This window comes from Hymenobacter sp. R533113, assembly GCF_056835965.1.
In genome coordinates this window covers 55,406-70,469 of sequence record NZ_JAKWBD010000015.1, presented here as the reverse complement: position 1 = coordinate 70,469, position 15,064 = coordinate 55,406, and the positions used below count along the sequence as shown (strand labels likewise).

13 protein-coding genes and 3 pseudogenes are annotated in these 15,064 nt (G+C 56.7%); 8 read left to right on the top strand and 8 right to left on the bottom strand.

Annotated features, from left to right (window positions below; all coding sequences use genetic code 11):
• The first annotated feature begins 116 nt into the window (after positions 1-116).
• The gene (locus MKZ35_RS21600; protein WP_482515286.1) at positions 117-725 is read left to right on the top strand and encodes a MiaE family protein; all 609 of its coding nucleotides are present in this window, start codon (positions 117-119) and stop codon (positions 723-725) included.
• A gap of 105 nt (positions 726-830) precedes the next feature.
• Here MKZ35_RS21600 and MKZ35_RS21595 read toward each other — a convergent pair whose 3' ends face one another.
• Positions 831-1,172: a hypothetical protein gene (locus tag MKZ35_RS21595; protein ID WP_482515285.1), complete on the bottom strand. Its 342-nt coding sequence runs from the start codon at positions 1,170-1,172 to the stop codon at positions 831-833.
• Positions 1,103-2,713 (bottom strand): glycoside hydrolase family 2 protein, encoded by a 1,611-nt coding sequence (locus tag MKZ35_RS21590; protein ID WP_482515284.1) that lies wholly within the window; start codon positions 2,711-2,713, stop codon positions 1,103-1,105. The genes MKZ35_RS21595 and MKZ35_RS21590 overlap by 70 nt, the downstream gene beginning before the upstream one ends.
• Before the next feature lie 553 nt (positions 2,714-3,266).
• On the opposite strand from MKZ35_RS21590, the gene MKZ35_RS21585 reads away from it, so the two are divergent.
• Entirely contained in the window at positions 3,267-3,578 is a 312-nt protein-coding gene (locus MKZ35_RS21585) for a hypothetical protein (protein WP_482515283.1), read from the top strand.
• A gap of 92 nt (positions 3,579-3,670) precedes the next feature.
• Here MKZ35_RS21585 and MKZ35_RS21580 read toward each other — a convergent pair.
• Positions 3,671-4,946, bottom strand: a pseudogene (locus MKZ35_RS21580) (asparagine synthetase B).
• Between the two features lie 387 nt (positions 4,947-5,333).
• Here MKZ35_RS21580 and MKZ35_RS21575 point away from each other — a divergent pair.
• Complete coding sequence (locus MKZ35_RS21575) at positions 5,334-6,578, top strand: ABC transporter permease (RefSeq protein WP_482515282.1); 1,245 nt, start codon at positions 5,334-5,336, stop codon at positions 6,576-6,578.
• A 93-nt stretch (positions 6,579-6,671) separates the two neighbouring features.
• On the opposite strand, the gene MKZ35_RS21570 is transcribed toward MKZ35_RS21575, so the two are convergent.
• Both MKZ35_RS21570 and MKZ35_RS21565 read right to left on the bottom strand, forming a co-directional pair.
• On the bottom strand, positions 6,672-6,974 hold the full coding sequence (locus MKZ35_RS21570) for a hypothetical protein (protein ID WP_482515281.1): 303 nt from the start codon (positions 6,972-6,974) through the stop codon (positions 6,672-6,674).
• A 549-nt stretch (positions 6,975-7,523) separates the two neighbouring features.
• Positions 7,524-7,724 (bottom strand): alpha-amylase family glycosyl hydrolase, encoded by a 201-nt coding sequence (locus MKZ35_RS21565; RefSeq protein ID WP_482515280.1) that lies wholly within the window; start codon positions 7,722-7,724, stop codon positions 7,524-7,526.
• Between the two features lie 274 nt (positions 7,725-7,998).
• Between MKZ35_RS21565 and MKZ35_RS21560 the strand changes: the two genes are divergently transcribed.
• Positions 7,999-8,637 (top strand): hypothetical protein, encoded by a 639-nt coding sequence (locus MKZ35_RS21560; protein WP_482515279.1) that lies wholly within the window; start codon positions 7,999-8,001, stop codon positions 8,635-8,637.
• 136 nt (positions 8,638-8,773) lie between these two features.
• Here MKZ35_RS21560 and mtaB read toward each other — a convergent pair whose 3' ends face one another.
• Complete coding sequence (mtaB, locus tag MKZ35_RS21555; RefSeq protein ID WP_482515278.1) at positions 8,774-10,105, bottom strand: tRNA (N(6)-L-threonylcarbamoyladenosine(37)-C(2))-methylthiotransferase MtaB; 1,332 nt, start codon at positions 10,103-10,105, stop codon at positions 8,774-8,776.
• A gap of 167 nt (positions 10,106-10,272) precedes the next feature.
• Between mtaB and MKZ35_RS21550 the strand changes: the two genes are divergently transcribed.
• The 4 genes and pseudogenes from MKZ35_RS21550 to MKZ35_RS21535 all read left to right on the top strand — a co-directional run bounded on the left by MKZ35_RS21550 (position 10,273) and on the right by MKZ35_RS21535 (position 13,323).
• Positions 10,273-10,728 (top strand): thioredoxin family protein, encoded by a 456-nt coding sequence (locus MKZ35_RS21550; RefSeq protein WP_482515277.1) that lies wholly within the window; start codon positions 10,273-10,275, stop codon positions 10,726-10,728.
• Between the two features lie 131 nt (positions 10,729-10,859).
• A pseudogene (locus MKZ35_RS21545) lies at positions 10,860-11,687 on the top strand (FAD:protein FMN transferase); the annotation flags it as partial.
• Positions 11,688-11,846: 159 nt separating this feature from the next.
• A complete protein-coding gene (locus MKZ35_RS21540) occupies positions 11,847-12,032 on the top strand; it encodes a DUF4266 domain-containing protein (RefSeq protein ID WP_482515321.1) in 186 nt (61 codons plus the stop codon).
• A gap of 22 nt (positions 12,033-12,054) precedes the next feature.
• Entirely contained in the window at positions 12,055-13,323 is a 1,269-nt protein-coding gene (locus MKZ35_RS21535) for a DUF3570 domain-containing protein (RefSeq protein ID WP_482515276.1), read from the top strand.
• A 166-nt stretch (positions 13,324-13,489) separates the two neighbouring features.
• Here MKZ35_RS21535 and MKZ35_RS21530 read toward each other — a convergent pair whose 3' ends face one another.
• Both MKZ35_RS21530 and MKZ35_RS21525 read right to left on the bottom strand, forming a co-directional pair.
• Positions 13,490-14,029, bottom strand: a complete 540-nt coding sequence (locus MKZ35_RS21530) for an LTA synthase family protein (protein WP_482515320.1) — start codon at positions 14,027-14,029, stop codon at positions 13,490-13,492.
• Between the two features lie 77 nt (positions 14,030-14,106).
• Positions 14,107-14,652 (bottom strand): annotated as a pseudogene (locus MKZ35_RS21525) (LTA synthase family protein); the annotation flags it as partial.
• Positions 14,653-15,064: the final 412 nt, after the last annotated feature.

Here is a 15,064-nt window from a genome sequence, read left to right as displayed (position 1 = left end):
GTGCTGATGTGAGATTAGTAACCTTACTACCGCGAGCGAGATGCTTCGAGAAGCGGACGCTAGATTCAGCATGACGTTCTTGCTGCACGACAATCTTTTAACAATCATCTAGTCTGATGGAACAAGAGTCTAAAGAAAAAACCATCCTCAAGCTCAAGCTGAATACTGACCCACGGTGGGTAGATATTGCCAGCAAAAACATTGAGGATATTCTTGTTGACCACGCCTACTGCGAGCAGAAAGCCGCCAGCACGGGCATTAGTCTTATCGTGAAGTATCCCGAAAAAACGCGCTTGGTTGATGAGCTGACCGAGCTGGTGGCTGAAGAGTGGGCCCACTTCGAGCGGGTGCTGCACGAGCTGCGCAAGCGCGGCCATGCCCTCGGGCGTCCGCGCCGCGACGAGTACGTGGTGCAGCTCATGGCCCACGTTCGCAAAGGCGGTGCCCGTGAGCGTCAGCTGATGGATCAGCTGCTGGTAAGCGCGCTGATAGAAGCCCGTAGCTGCGAGCGGTTCAAGCTGTTGTGGAAGCACATCCCAGATCCTGATCTGTCGAAGTTTTACTACGAGCTGATGGTGTCCGAAGCCGGCCACTTCGTGAGCTACGTGGAGCTTGCCAAGGAGTATTGCGACAAGCAGACAGTGGACGCGCGCCTGCAGGAGCTACTCCAGATCGAAGGCGAAATCGTAACCAACCTCCCCGTGCGCGACGACCGGATGCATTAGTATCTGGTCTGAGTAGCTAGGGCTGAAAGCTTACTAAGCGGGCATGAAGTACTCAGCCAAGAAAAAGCCCCCCAGAAGTCATCTGGGGGCTTTTTCTTGGCTGAGCTAGGAAGCTTGTGTCTCAATAGGTTGAGGCTGTCCTTGCTGCTCTTCCGTGCGGGAGGCCAACAGGCCCGGCGGCACGCTCAGCTCGCCCGTTGTCTGGTCGATGAGGCCATTACGCTCGTCCTCGATATTAGTAGCCTGGGTGTACACGTCGCCGGCAATAGGACGGGCCCGCAGCTCCCGCTTGAAATCGCGAATGCGCTCCGTACGCTCAGCAGCATCTTTGGGGCCGCCGTAATCAGGGAAGCCAAAGCCGCCCCACTCGCTCACAATTAGCGGCACCTGGCGACGGTAGAAAAACGGGTCGCCCACCACGAGCGGGAAAGCCGCCGTACCTTCCATTTCGCCCCCACAAGGCGGTCGAGCAGCTCGCGCCAGCGGTCCAGATCGGGGGTGTAGAGGTGGGCCGTGAGCAGGTCCGACTTCAGGCGTCCCGTATGCGAAATGTGGTGCCAACCGTCGTTATCGACCACCAGAAACTGCGGGTGAGCAATTTGCATGTAGTGGTACATATCCACGATGTAAGCCTGCGTCTGGGGGTTGGTGGCAATATCCTGCGCCCCCCAATCCTCATTGTAGAGGCTCCAGATAACTACGGAAGGGTGCGTTTCGATAAGGGATACCATGCGCAGAAGCTCGGCTTGGTGGTTCTGGCGGCTGCGCGGAGTAGAGCTGTGGGGGCTGGGAACTTCTACCCAAAGCAGCAAACCCAGCTCATCGGCCAGGTTATAAATGCGAGGGTCAACGCCGGCAATGTGTACGCGCACCAGGTTGCAGCCCAGCTCCTTCATGGCGTACATATGCCGCCGCATTTCCTCATAAGTGGCCGTACCCGGCTGATACAGAATCCCGTCGAGGTAGATGGGCTGGTTATTCAGGTACACGTAGCGCCCGCGGGCCTCTATTTTGCGAAGCCCGAAATACGTCTCAATCTGGGCCGTGTACTCATCACTGTCAATGAGTTGGGCCACAAGGCGATATAGGTGAGGCGAGCCGGGCGCCCACAAAGATGCGCCGGGCACCTCCAGTACTACCCGCTGCGACTTCTGGCCGGCTTCCAGGCGCAGCGGGAAATCGGAGGTAGCCAGTGGAGTGGCATCATCGGGCGCATCTCGCTCGAACACCTTGAGGCGCAGCGTGTAGCAGCCAGGGTCGTGAATGCGGGTAGTAAGGTTGAAGCGGACCAGCTGGTCTTCCACGATGCTTACCACGCCTACGCGGGAGCGAAGGCGGTTGCGCTCCACTACTTCCAGCCATACGCTGCGCACGGCCCCGGTATAGGTTTGGTACCAGATACCGCCACGCTTGTACACGTGCGACTCCTGCTTACCCCGTGGCGTCTCGGCATCCATGGTGTCGGAGATGCGCACCGTGAGGCGGTTCACCAGGTGCAGGTTTTCCTGGCGCAGTTCGTAGGAAAACGACGTGTACTCGCCGTAGTGCACATCTTCGCCCTCAATGGTGCGAAGCAGACGGCCATTCAGCCACACCCGCGTCTCGTAGCCGCAGGCCCCAAAAGTCAGCTGAAGCATCGTACGTGAGTGCTCCACCGATTCATCCAGCTCCGGCAGCGTGAATTCACGCTCATACCAGGCCACAACTTTATCGTGCCAGCCGGCGGACTGAGGGTGGTCTTTGGAGTCCACCATGTGTTCCTCAATAGAGCCCGGCCATTGAGCGGTATGCTTATAGTCGTAGCCCAGGTACCAGCCGTCGCGCAGGCCCGCGTCGGCCTCATCGATAGCGAAGCGCCATTCGCCGTCGAGCAGCGAATAGGAGTTGAACCGTAATACCGCCCTGGGCAGGGGGTTGGTGAGGTCTTCGGTCAGCCGGTCTTCTTCTTTGCTGACCGAAAAGCCGTAGTTGGAATGATCAAGATCCATACGGACGGGGTTAAGGGTAGGCGGGGCGAAAGCGAATGAGGGGGCGTCAAGCCTGATAAGAGCTCTTAAATTTGCCCCCCAAGACCTCCATACGGCCTATTTGGTTTCGTGTATGGATTTCCAGAAAAGAACCTATGCTTTCATCCAGCCTGAGTTCTCCGTCTGACCCAGCAACCTGGAACTCAACCTTGCAAATCGCCCTAAAAAGTCAGCGTAAAAATATAGAGGCACACTGTTTGTAGAAATAGTGTAAATTTCACTAAAGTCAGTTGAGCAGAAGCGCAAAGCCAACAAATGTTTTGCAACTTGTTGACTCGGATATTTTTGTGACAGCCCGATCATACGCATATTTAGGACCATGAAAAGTATTTGCACTCTTGTTTTGATGCTTTGTGCATCTCTGGCTTTCGCTCAGACGCCAGCACCAACCGCGACTTCAGCGCCTGCGCCCAGCGTCAACTTTTGTGGACAGAATATAGAAGTTACGGAGGGTTGTACGAGTTCGAGCCCTTACCAGATAAAATGCGATAAGTACGACATTACTTGGATGTACATGGACTATGCGGTCATGAAAACGGCCCCGGAGGAGTTTGCCAGGCAAATGAAGCGGGAGCACAAGCGTACCGACATGGTACCCTTCGAGTGCTACATAGCCGGTAAGCCTGCTAAAGGCTTCAAGCTGAGCTATATGACGGACGCGGGTGGGATGGCCTACCAGCTTATCGTGTCGGGTGTGGCTAGTGGCCAGCCGGTACTGGTACAGCTGACGCTGGATATCGACCCGTATAAGAACGATGATATTCCGGCGCTGCCCCGACAAATCGTGCAGCTTACCCCAACAGCCCAACTTACCACCGCGAAATAGAAGTAACCCAATAAAATAGCCCCCCAGACGACGTTCTAAGTCGTCTGGGGGGCTTTTTTGTTTATTCGTGCCGCGTAATGGGCTTATGTTTCTCAGGTCTTCTGCTTTTTCTTTTTCGCCGCCGGGAACAGGATGTTGTTCAGAATCAGGCGGTAGCCGGGCGAGTTGGGGTGCAGGGCCAGGTCGGTGGGCTCTTCTTCCACCAGGTGTTGGTAGTCTTCGGGGTCGTGGCCGCCGTAGAAAGTCCAGGTGCCTTTGCCCAGCGTGCCGTGCATGTAGCGCACCTCATTCGACTGCTTGTTTTCACCCATCACAATGACGTCGGCCTTCACCAGGCTTTTGCGGAAGGCAGTAGTCTGGCCCATAAAACCCTTCACGGTTTTCTCGTGATTCTGGGTGAGCATGGTGGGCACCGGGTCGTATTTGGCCGAGAAAGTGAATAGCTGAAAGTAGTCGTTGTCTTCGTACACCCCGCGCTCATAGGGCTGCATATCGATGCTAGAGTACTCGTACTGATAGGGGTCGCGCACGAGCTGGAAATCCTTGAAGGCTAGTGTTCGGTTGAAGTTGAGCTTGCTTTGAGCCGTAGGATCGGCGGGGTCGCCGTCGTACATGCTTTCCACCATGTCCAGGCCCAATCCGGCCAGAGCAATATCATAGGAGTCAGTGGCCGAGCACATAGCGAACAAAAAACCGCCGCCCGCAATAAACTCCTGCATTTTCACCGTTACGGCCCCTTTCATCTGGCTCACTTTAGCGAAGCCGTTGCGCTTGGCCGCCGCCTCCGAATCGTGCTGCTGCTTCTGATACCAGGGGCGGTTGCGATAAGTAGCGTAAAACTTGCCGTACTGGCCCGTAAAGTCTTCGTGGTGCAGGTGGAGCCAGTCGTACTTGGGCAGGTCGCCACGCAGCACTTCGTCGTCGTAAATCTGGGTGTAGGGAATTTCGGCGTAGGCCAATACCATTGTCACGGCATCATCCCAGGGCTGCTTGTCCTTGGGCGTGTACACTGCTATTTTGGGCACCTTCTCCAGCTTCATGATGTCCATATTGGCATTGGGGTCGGCTATCTCCTGCAAAATGCTGCCGTACTGGGCCGAGGAAATCACCTGAAAGCTTACCCCACGTACGGTCAGCTCGTTTTCTATGCCTGGCGCCACGGCGCAGGAAAACGCCCCCGCGGTAATTGAGCAGCCAATCGACCTCTACCTGCTTGCTGAGCAGCCAATAGGTCGCGCCGTAGGCTTTCAGGTGCTCTTTCTGCGTCTTATCCATTGGAATCAGAATCTGGTTGGCCCAGGCAGCCAGCGGAGCCCCCAGCCACATGGCCGTCAGCAACAGCACAAACGAAAAGCGTTTTAGGATCATCAGATACTTGAAGTCAAAGAGTGAGTTGATAAAATAATCAAACCAATTATCAGTGTTAGAACGCGGTAGAGACGCAACACTTTGCGTCTCCTCGTTGCACGATTGATGCCGCGCCGATCTAATCATACGATGACGTTCAACGACGAGACGCAAAGTGTTGCGTCTCTACCGCGTTCCGCCTATTGAGAAATAGTCAACCAGATTATAAAAATCCACGCTCAGTCATGATTTAAAGGTAGCAAAACCCGGACGGAATCTGCCCAAAACCGGCTACCTTGCATCACTAGGCATCGGCCCCAATCGGGTTGATTAGCTCAAACAGGCCGATTTTAAAGGTTCTCGCCGTCGGTCTTCTTCTTTTCGTCTTGTCGCCATCAGGCCGCTATTATGCACTTGCTAGAAAACATCCGCGAGGCTTTCCGTTCCATTAAGAGCAATCTGCTGCGCACCGTGCTCACGGCCCTGATCGTGAGCATCGGCATCATGTCGCTGGTGGGCATTCTCACCGCCATCGACGCCATCAAATCGTCGTTGACCAACACGTTTGCCAGTTTAGGGGCCAATTCTTTTGAGCTGACGGCTAAGGGCTACACGAACCGGTTCAGGCGCGGCGGTGTGCAGGGGCGGACCTATCCGGCTATCAACTACTTGCAAGCCCGGCAGTATAAAGAGCGCCTCGGCGACGACGCGCAAGTGGGTATCTCCGCCTTCATTACGGGTGCTACCGAAGTAAAAGCGGGTGGCCTCAAAACCAACCCCAACATGCAGGTGGTGGCCGGCGACGAAAATTACCTGCGCATTCAGAGTTATAACCTGGAGGATGGCCGGTCGTTTTCGCCTTCCGAGCTGGAAGTTGGTGCCAACGTGGCCATTGTGGGGCCTGAAATCAAGGAAAAGCTATTTCCCAATCAATCGGCCATCGATCAGTACGTGTTCTTTCTGGGGCAGCGCTTCCAGATAATCGGGCAGCTGGAAGCCAGCGGCAGCGGCATGGGCGGGGGCGGCGGGGCCGACCGGCTGGTGCTTATTCCTTTGATTACCGGTAATCAATTGCCGCGGCAGCGCGCCCTCACCTTCGACATCAAAACCGCCACCACCGACCCCGATAATCTCACCTTTATCATGGGCCAGGCGACCGGCATCATGCGCGCCGTGCGCGGCGACCGGCTCGGGCAAGAAGACTCATTTGAGCTGGAGCGCAGCGACTCGGCCGTGGCCACCCTCGATAGTCTTTCGGGCAATCTGCGTACGGGGGGCTTTATCGTGGGCTTCATAACATTGCTCGGCGCCAGCATCGCTCTCATGAATATCATGATGGTATCCGTGACGGAGCGCACCCGCGAAATCGGGATTCGCAAGGCCCTGGGCGCCACGGCCCTGCAGATTCGTCAGCAGTTTCTCATCGAGGCCATCGTGATTTGCGTGATGGGCGGCGCTCTGGGAATCGTGCTGGGCGTAGCCGGCGGCAACGCTATTTCCCTCTTTATTCCGGGCGGCGGCTCGTTTCTGGTGCCCTGGCTATGGATGATGATTGGCCTGGTGATCTGCGTGAGCGTGGGCCTGGCCTCGGGCTACTACCCGGCCAGCAAAGCCGCCGGCCTCGACCCGATTGAGTCGTTGCGCTACGAGTAGGAGCGGGGCCGCGCTCGGTTTGTTACAGCCGCCATACCAGGTAGCCATAGGCCGGTAGCAACACCGTAGCTCCCGGATTGAAAGGTTGTCGGGTCAGCAGATTTTGCCCTCCAGACCAAGCAGTGGCGGGAGGGGTACCTGCACCGGGCGGTTGCGCACGTTCATTACTATTGCTACCCGCTCCGCGTCCATTGTGTGCTCCACCACTACCACGTTCGCCGATTGCGTGAAGCTCTTCACGGTACCCTCGCGTAAGGCCGGGCTGGCGTGGTAGGCCCGAAATAATTGACGAAAAAACTGCGCAGTGGTGGGCGAGCGGGTCCAGAAGATGGCGCACTTGGATTTCCCTAATAGTACCGGATCGTCGACCTCCTGCCCATTATAGAGCAGCGGCACGGCTCCGTACGCCAGCGTCGCGACGTAGGCTGCCGCCGCCCCATCCCGGCCACCTAACAGTTCGATGGGGGCTTAGCCGTGGAAGCCTCATCGTGATTCGTAGTAAAGCGCAAACGAAAACTGCCGGCTGGCACGCCTTTCATTTCCTGCCGTTGCGCGGCGGCCAGCGTCGCGGTGGCTGCCTGACGAATAAATACCGCCTTTAGCTGGGCGTAGAAGGCCCAGCCAAAAGTGAGTTGAAACCCGGAGGTGTAGTGCGTGGTTTTTCCCCTTCAGCCAGCCAAAGCAAATTTGGGTGGGCGGTGCCTAGCTTCCGAATGGCTTGCTGCCAGAAGTCGTCGGGCACCATGTCGGGGCCGCGTTGCACCGGAAGCCATCGACGTGGTGGTCCTGCACCCAAAACTGCAGCTGCCGGATCACCTCCTGGCGCAACCCTGGCTGATCGTAATTCAAATCTGCTACGTCAGTCCACTCGGGGCGGGGAGAAACGATGCGGCCGGCCGCGTCGCGGGTATACCAGTCCGGGTGCTGCCGAATCCAGGGATGTTTTCAGGCTGTGTGGTTGGCCATCTCCGGGTTAATGGCCGCGTACTTGCGCACGCAGTAGGGGGAGCCGCCTTGGCCAGTGGGGTGCACCGGCATCAACCAAATCACATTCACTCCCAAAGCTCGCAGTGAATCCAGGCGCGGAATCACGCCGTCGAAGGTGCCAGCGGCGCTGAAGCGCGGCACGAATACCTTATACAACACAGCATCATGGGTGCGCAAGGGGGCAAGCGTCGAAACCGGGTCTGGCGCGATTGGGCCCGGAGTCTGCGCTGCCTAACAGGCGACAAAAGCCGTTAATCCCCCTAAAGTTAGTAGCTGCCTGAGGCGTCGTCGAGGAAAGAATGCGTGTGATACCGCTACCATAAGCGAATTAAATAGGCGGGAAGAAGGCAGGATAATAAAATTAGCGCCGGCTAAAAATATTCTTACTCATTTGTACATACCTTGCGCAACAGCAAATATTAACCTTTTGAATATGCCTGAAACTGCAACCGTTGGTCAGCGCTTTGCGCAATTTATCGCTTATCTAGGCATCTCAAAAAATGCCTTTGCTGCGTCCCTTGACAAGACTGCGACCGTGATTCAGCATCTGGTGGATGAGCGCAATAAACCAGGCTTTGACCTTTTGTGTAAGGTTTTTGAGGTATATCCAAATCTATCAAAAGACTGGCTGTTGCAGGGCGCAGGACCGATGGTGACTGAGGAATCGGTAGGAGGAGCAAGAAGCTCTGCGTCAGTAGAAGGCAACTTATTTAAACCCACATCTGCCAAAGAAAAGCCCCCCGTAGCTGCCACCGCTACCCCGGCTGCTATTTCTATTGCGAAGCCCGCCGCCGAAATTTCTTTACCAAAAACTCCTGCTACACCAGAGGCCGAAGCCGCTAGCTCGGCACCAGTTACTGCCGTTGCTTTTCAACACCCAACGCCTGAAACGCCCGCAGCGGTTGCCCCGGCAGCTACGCCCACAAATCCGGTGGATACTAGTTGGCAAACCGCCTTATACACGCAGCAGATGGCCCATCAGTTGGCAATAGCCGAACTGCGCAATCAGCATTTGCAGGAGCAACAGCGCCTCATGCAGCAGATGCTGGATCTGATGCAGCGGAAAATGTAGTTGGGGCATCGGTTTATCCTGCGGCTATTAAAGCTGCCGCAGTACAAAGTAGATCCCACGCACAAAAAAGCGCCCTGACTATATAGTTAGGGCGCTTTCTGATCTATACGTATGTTGTTCCGTGCGAGCGAATAGGTTAATGCTGTAAAACTTCAAAGCCAAGCTCCTCGGCCTCCATTTGCCCTTGTGCATTAACGACCGTCAAGCGCAGGCGCTTTAGCTCTCCTACCAATAGCGGGTCATATTTGGCGGCAACGCGGATATAATTAGGCGTGAAGCCTTCCATCACGCCGTTCCTAACATCATCCTCAAAAAGAACTTCCGCTTCCTGATCAATGTGCTGGGCATAGAAGTGGCGCTTTTTCTTCTCCGAAAGGCTGCGCAGCTGGGTGGTGCGCTCGTGGCGCACGCGGTCCTGCACGCGGCCGGGTAAGGTAGGAGCTAAGGTGTTTTCGCGCTCCGAGTAGGGGAAAACGTGCAGGTAGCTGATATCCAGGTCGTTCAGGAACTGGTAGGTTTCCAGAAAATCGGCGTCGGTTTCGCCCGGAAAGCCCACAATCACATCAACGCCAAGGCAGGCGTGCGGCATTACTTCTTTAATCAGGCGCACGCGGTCGGCGTAGAGGGCGCGGCGGTAACGGCGGCGCATCAACCCCAAGATCTTATCCGAACCGCTTTGCAGCGGGATGTGGAAGTGAGGCATAAACCGCCCTGACTGCGCCACGAAGCGAATAACATCGTCGGTGAGTAGGTTGGGCTCGCAGCTTGAAATGCGGAAGCGAGTTATGCCTTCTACCGCGTCCAGGGCTTGCACGAGATCATAAAAATTCTCCTTGCGCTCCCGATCGGGTCCTTGCAAACCAAAATCGCCCAGGTTCACGCCGGTCAGCACGATTTCCTTTACGCCGGTGGTGGCCAAGCCTTGTACGCGCTCTACCACGCTCTGCACGCTGCCCGAGCGACTGTTGCCGCGGGCCAGTGGAATGGTGCAAAACGAGCAGGAGTAGTCGCAGCCGTCCTGCACCTTCAGAAAAGTGCGCGTACGGTCGCCGAAGGAGTGGGCAGCGTGAAACTCGGTGGCGGCGCTGATGGGGCTGGCGTACACCTGCGTCTGGGGGGCTTTTTCAAAGCCCGCCAAGATATCCACGAGCTGAAACTTCTCAGCCGCACCCAACACGGCATGCACGCCCGGAATTTCGGCTATTTCCTGCGGTTTAAGCTGCGCGTAGCAGCCAACAATGGTCACGAAAGCCTCCGGATTGTGCTTCAGGGCCTCTTTTACCACTTTGCGACACTTGCGGTCAGCGTGGTCGGTGACGGAGCAGGTATTGATGACGTAGATATCGGCCGCGTCCTCGAAGGGGACTTTGCGGAAGCCGCGCTCCTCAAACTGCCGCCCAATAGCGGAAGTCTCGGAGAAATTGAGCTTGCAGCCCAGGGTATAAAAAGCAACTTTCTTGGTTTCCATAAGAAGCCGCAAAGGTACGAAGGAACACAGGTTTTACCGGCTTCTTGCTTGATAGTGTGTAGAAGCGGCAAAACCACTTGGCAGCCAACGCAAACTTAAAGGCGGACGGGATTGTATAGGAAGAAGATTTTAATCTAGATTTAATCTCCGGTTACGCCTTCACCTTTATGCGAATTATCATTCTGCTCTTGCTTCCACTGCTTGGCTTTTTCAGTACCAGTGCTCAGACACCTGCCGCCACTTGGAATACCAACCTTATCGACGCCTTACAAGAGGCAAAAACAGCCAAAAAACCTGTTCTCGCCGTTTTTTCGGGCTCCGATTGGTGTAAGCCTTGCATTATGCTAAAGCAGGAAGTGTTCGACCAGCCAGAGTTTCAGCAATATGCCCAAAGCCGCTTTGTGCTGGCCCGCTTCGATTTTCCGCGCGGTAAGAAGAACAAGCTGCCTGCCGCTCAAATGAAGCTGAACGAAGAAGCTGCTGCTCAATTAAATAAGGAGGGCTCGTTTCCACTGGTCGTGTTGCTTTCGCCCGAAGGCAAGGTACTGGCCAAAACCGGCTACCGCCCCGGCGGCGCCACGGCCTACGATGCTTACCTCACGCAGCTGCTGGCCAAAAAATAAGCCCCGTGCGCACATTTCTGACCTGGCCTGGTGCTATCCCCGCGCGAGTAACGCTGCTATTGCTGCTGTTGACTGGGGGGCAAATTTCGGCGGCGCCCAAGCCCCGCAGCTTCACTGGCGGCGCGCAGCTCATGGGCTCGCACTTCACCGTCACGGCCGTGTCGGCTGATGACTCGCTGGCGTGGCGGGCCATTCGGGCGGGCTTGGAGGAAATCCGGCGGATCGATCGGCTGTGTTCGTATTGGGATTCTACTTCGCAGATTACGCAGGTAAATCGTGCTGCCGGCCTGCGCCCGGTGGTGGTCGATCAGGAGGTATTTGATTTAATTCAACGTACACTCAAGCTTTCGGCCCTGAGCGGCGGCGCCTTCGACATTACGTTTGCTGGTGGCGAGAAAATTTACAAGTTTGACCGCCAGGAACACGCCGCCTTGCCCGCCCCGGAGGTCGTGAAGGCTTCGGTGGCACGTATTGATTACCATAAAGTAGTTCTCGACCCCGCGAAGCACTCCGTGATGCTGCAAGACAAAGGCATGCGTATGAACCTGGCCGGCATTCTGCAGGGCTACGGCGTACGTCGCGCCCAGGCCCTGATGAAGCAGATGGGCATTGCAGGCGGCCTCATCAATGGGTCGGGCGACGTATCCTGCTGGGGTCGTCAGGCCGACGGCTCGCTGTGGCGCATTGCCATCGGCGACCCAGCCCACCCGCAGTCGGTGTCATCGTGGCTGACCGTATCGGACGTGGCCGTGGTGACGGCCGGCAACTACGAGCAATATTTCACGGTGAAGGGCCAGCAATACGGCCACATTATTAATCCGCATACTGGCCTGCCCGCCACCGGGCTGCGTTCGGTTACCATTATCTGCCCCGATGTAGAGTTGGCCGACGGGCTCGATGAGGTGGTATTTGTGCTGGGACCGGAGGAAGGCTTGGCCCTTATCAACCGCCTCAAAGGCGTGGATTGCACCCTTATCACGAATGATGGCCGCACGCTGACTTCCAAAGGCATGCAGGTTAATTATTACAAAGATGCCGGCAAACCAACGTCGGCCTCACTTCCTCTCCCAAGTCATGAGACATTCTATCCCGATCCGGCTGGCGCTGGGGGCTTTTTTCTGCTAAGCAGCGCCCTGACCGGCTGCGTATCGGTGGCCGCCTACCAGAAAGTGTACCTCAACGATGAGGACATGCAGCTAGCCAACAAACGCATTCAAACCTACGAAACCAACTTTGAAAGCTACCGCGAAGGCGCGGGCGGCGCCAACGGCGGCAAAGTAGGCGGCGGCTGCGGCTGCAATTAACGTGCGCTCGATATCTCTGCTCATGTCTCGCTTACTCCCCGCTTTTCTTGCCAGCGCACTGGTCTTGCTTCCGCTGTTCGGTTGGGCCCAGGCAACGCCCACGCCCAACCGCGTGGACGGCTACGGCGCGCCGGCTACCACGGCGCCCAGCCCGGCCAACCCCAGCAACCACGGCGAAACTGAGCTTAACATTCTTTCCAGCTACTACTCGCAGGATGGCAACCGCAGCGCCGTGGAAGGCGGCATCGGTACCCAACAGTTGACCGATGTGACGCCCACCATCATCCTGAATGTGCCCCTGGATTCGGCCACGCGCATTTCGGCCAACCTGGGGATGGATTATTACTCCTCCGCCTCTACCGATCGGATTGATCAGTACCTGTCTTCAGCGTCGGCGCAGGACACGCGCTACCACCTCGATCTGGGCCTCGCGCGTCAGCTGGCCGATAAGCGCACCATTATGGGCGTGGGCGCGGGCTTCTCCAAAGAATATGACTACACCTCATTCAATGTGACGGGCTCCTGGGCCCGCGCGTCGGCCGATGGCAACCGCGAGCTAAGCGTGGCCGGGCAGGCTTTTTTCGACCGGGCTACCCTTATTTTGCCCGTCGAATTGCGCGCCAATGGTGGGGGTGAGCACGGCTCCGGCTTCGATACACGCCAGAGCTACAACCTGAACCTTGTGTACTCGCAGGTCATTAATCAGCGCCTGCAAGTAGCCGTGAGCACTGAACTGGTAGCCCAGCGGGGACTGCTGAGCACGCCCTTTCACCGCGTGTATTTTCGGGAAGTGGGGGGCAATTTTGGTGCGGCCAAGGCAGAATTGTTGCCTCGTCAGCGGTACAAATATCCGTTGGGCCTGCGGCTGAATTATTACGCGACCGATTTGGTGCAGCTCCGCGGTTTCTATCGTTTCTACAACGATAATTTTGGTATTTCGGCCCATACCCTGGAGCTGGAAGCGCCCGTGAAAGTGACGCCATTCTTTGTGCTCTACCCTTTCTACCGCTACCATACCCAGACGGCCGCCAAATACTTTAGGCCTTACCTAGACCACTCCATCAGCGACCAATACTACACCTCCGATTACGACTTGGCAGCTTTCTCAGCCAACAAACTAGGGTTGGGATTCCGCTATTCGCCCGTGTACGGCATCGGTCGGTTCAAAACGCCCTTTGGAGGACGTGTAGCCAAATTTAAAGCTCTAGAAGTACGCTATGCCTACTATCGCCAGAGCGTAGGTCTGACGGCTAACTTGATCAGCGCTGACCTGTCGTTTACGATGCCGTAAGGAATACTTGAGTTGAAAAGTATATAAATAGACCGTCATGCAGAGCACCGCGAAGCATCTCGCGTGTTGACATAGGGTTACTAATCCAATGACCGCGAGCGAGATGCCTCGCGGTGCTCTGCATGAGCGTCTTTAAAGCAGTGTCACCGTACGAATTGTAGCCTTGTTATTTCCGCAGATAATCCTCGAACGATAGTTGCTGATACGCTTGGCCCTGCTGCACCTGCGCATCCGGTACATTGGCACCACGGGAAATTACGCGCCGGGCAACGTGGTCGTAGGTGACGGCGCCGGCGGGCGTGAGCATACCAAAACCATCGTTGAAGTTGTAGAAAGCAAAGGATTTGCCCCCCGGTCGCAGCAAATTGCGGCTCCAGGCGTATTCGTTGGTTGGCAGGTTGAGTTGGGCTAATAAAGTAGTAGCAACGTCGGTTTGCGCCCCAAAGTTGGCAACGACGCGGCCCCGCGCTTCCGGGCGCAAAGCGCCGCCCGCCAAAATCAGCGGAATATGAAACTTGGCGGGGCTTTCATTAGCCGAGTTGCCGGGCAACGGGTGGCCGTGGTCAGCCACCAGCACCACCAACGTATTTTCCCACCACGGCTGTCGGCTGGCTTGGCGCAGAAAGCGGCCCAGCGCCCAATCGGTATAATAAACGGAGTTGCGAAACAGCGCTGTTTCGCTGGTGCCCAGAAATTTCTTCGGAATCGGAATCTCGAACGGCTCGTGGCTGCTGAGGGTGAAGGCCGTGAGGAAGAAAGGTTGGGGGCTGTCGCCTTTTGGTTTAAATCGGAGAGAATACGGTCAAAAAGGATGTGATCGTGGGCGCCCCATTTGGAGTTTTGCTCCTGGGGGGCAAAATCCGCGCGCTCGGTGAGTTGGTCGTAGCCGGCGGCCACGAGGTAGCTTTTCATGTTGGCGAAGGCCAGCTCGCCCCCATAATAATAGGAGCTACGGTAGCCGGCCTGCTTGAAGGAGCGCGCCAGGTGGGGGAGGCGCTCCGTTTTGCGCGGCACCTTAATAATGCTGCCCGTAGGCTGATTGGGGTAGCCGCTGAGCAGCGCCACCAGACCCTTTTGGCTGCGGTCGCCGCTGGCGTATATATTGGTAAAGCCCACGCCGGTGCGGGCCAGGCTGTCCAGGGTGGGCGTTACGCCCCGCTCGCCACCCGTGCTGGCTACAAACTTGGCGGTGAAGCTTTCCAGAATAATAAACAGTACGTTGGGCCGCGGCGTGCGCAGGATATTGTAGTTGCCCGAGTCAGCGGCTGTACCTGTAGCAGGCGCGGTGTAAAGTTGCTTTACGATGCGCTGGGCCGTCGAATCGGGCATGAACCGGTACGGGTTCGGGCCACTATTCTTGAGCATCAGCGAGTTCAGCACGTTCCAGGGCACATTTACGGCCGCGTGGTTGGCAAAGGACTGGCCGGAAAAATACACGTCGCTCTGGTTGATCGGGATTTGCTGCACCCCGCCGCGCATGGGCACCACCAGCAAGGCCAGTAGCATCAAACTCACCAGCGCCGCCCGCCCCCGTCCGAAGCTGGGCGGCAACGCGGGCAGACGCCCCACCAGTTTTTTATACAGCCACCAACCCAGCACCAGTAAAACTCCAAAAATGCCCCCCAGCAACAGCACGGGCGCACTACCGGCCGAAGCCGCCATTTCCGCCGGCGAGTCGAGGTATTGTAAAGGAGTGGCATCGAGGCGGAAGCCCCAGGCGCGATACAACTCCAGGTCGGCC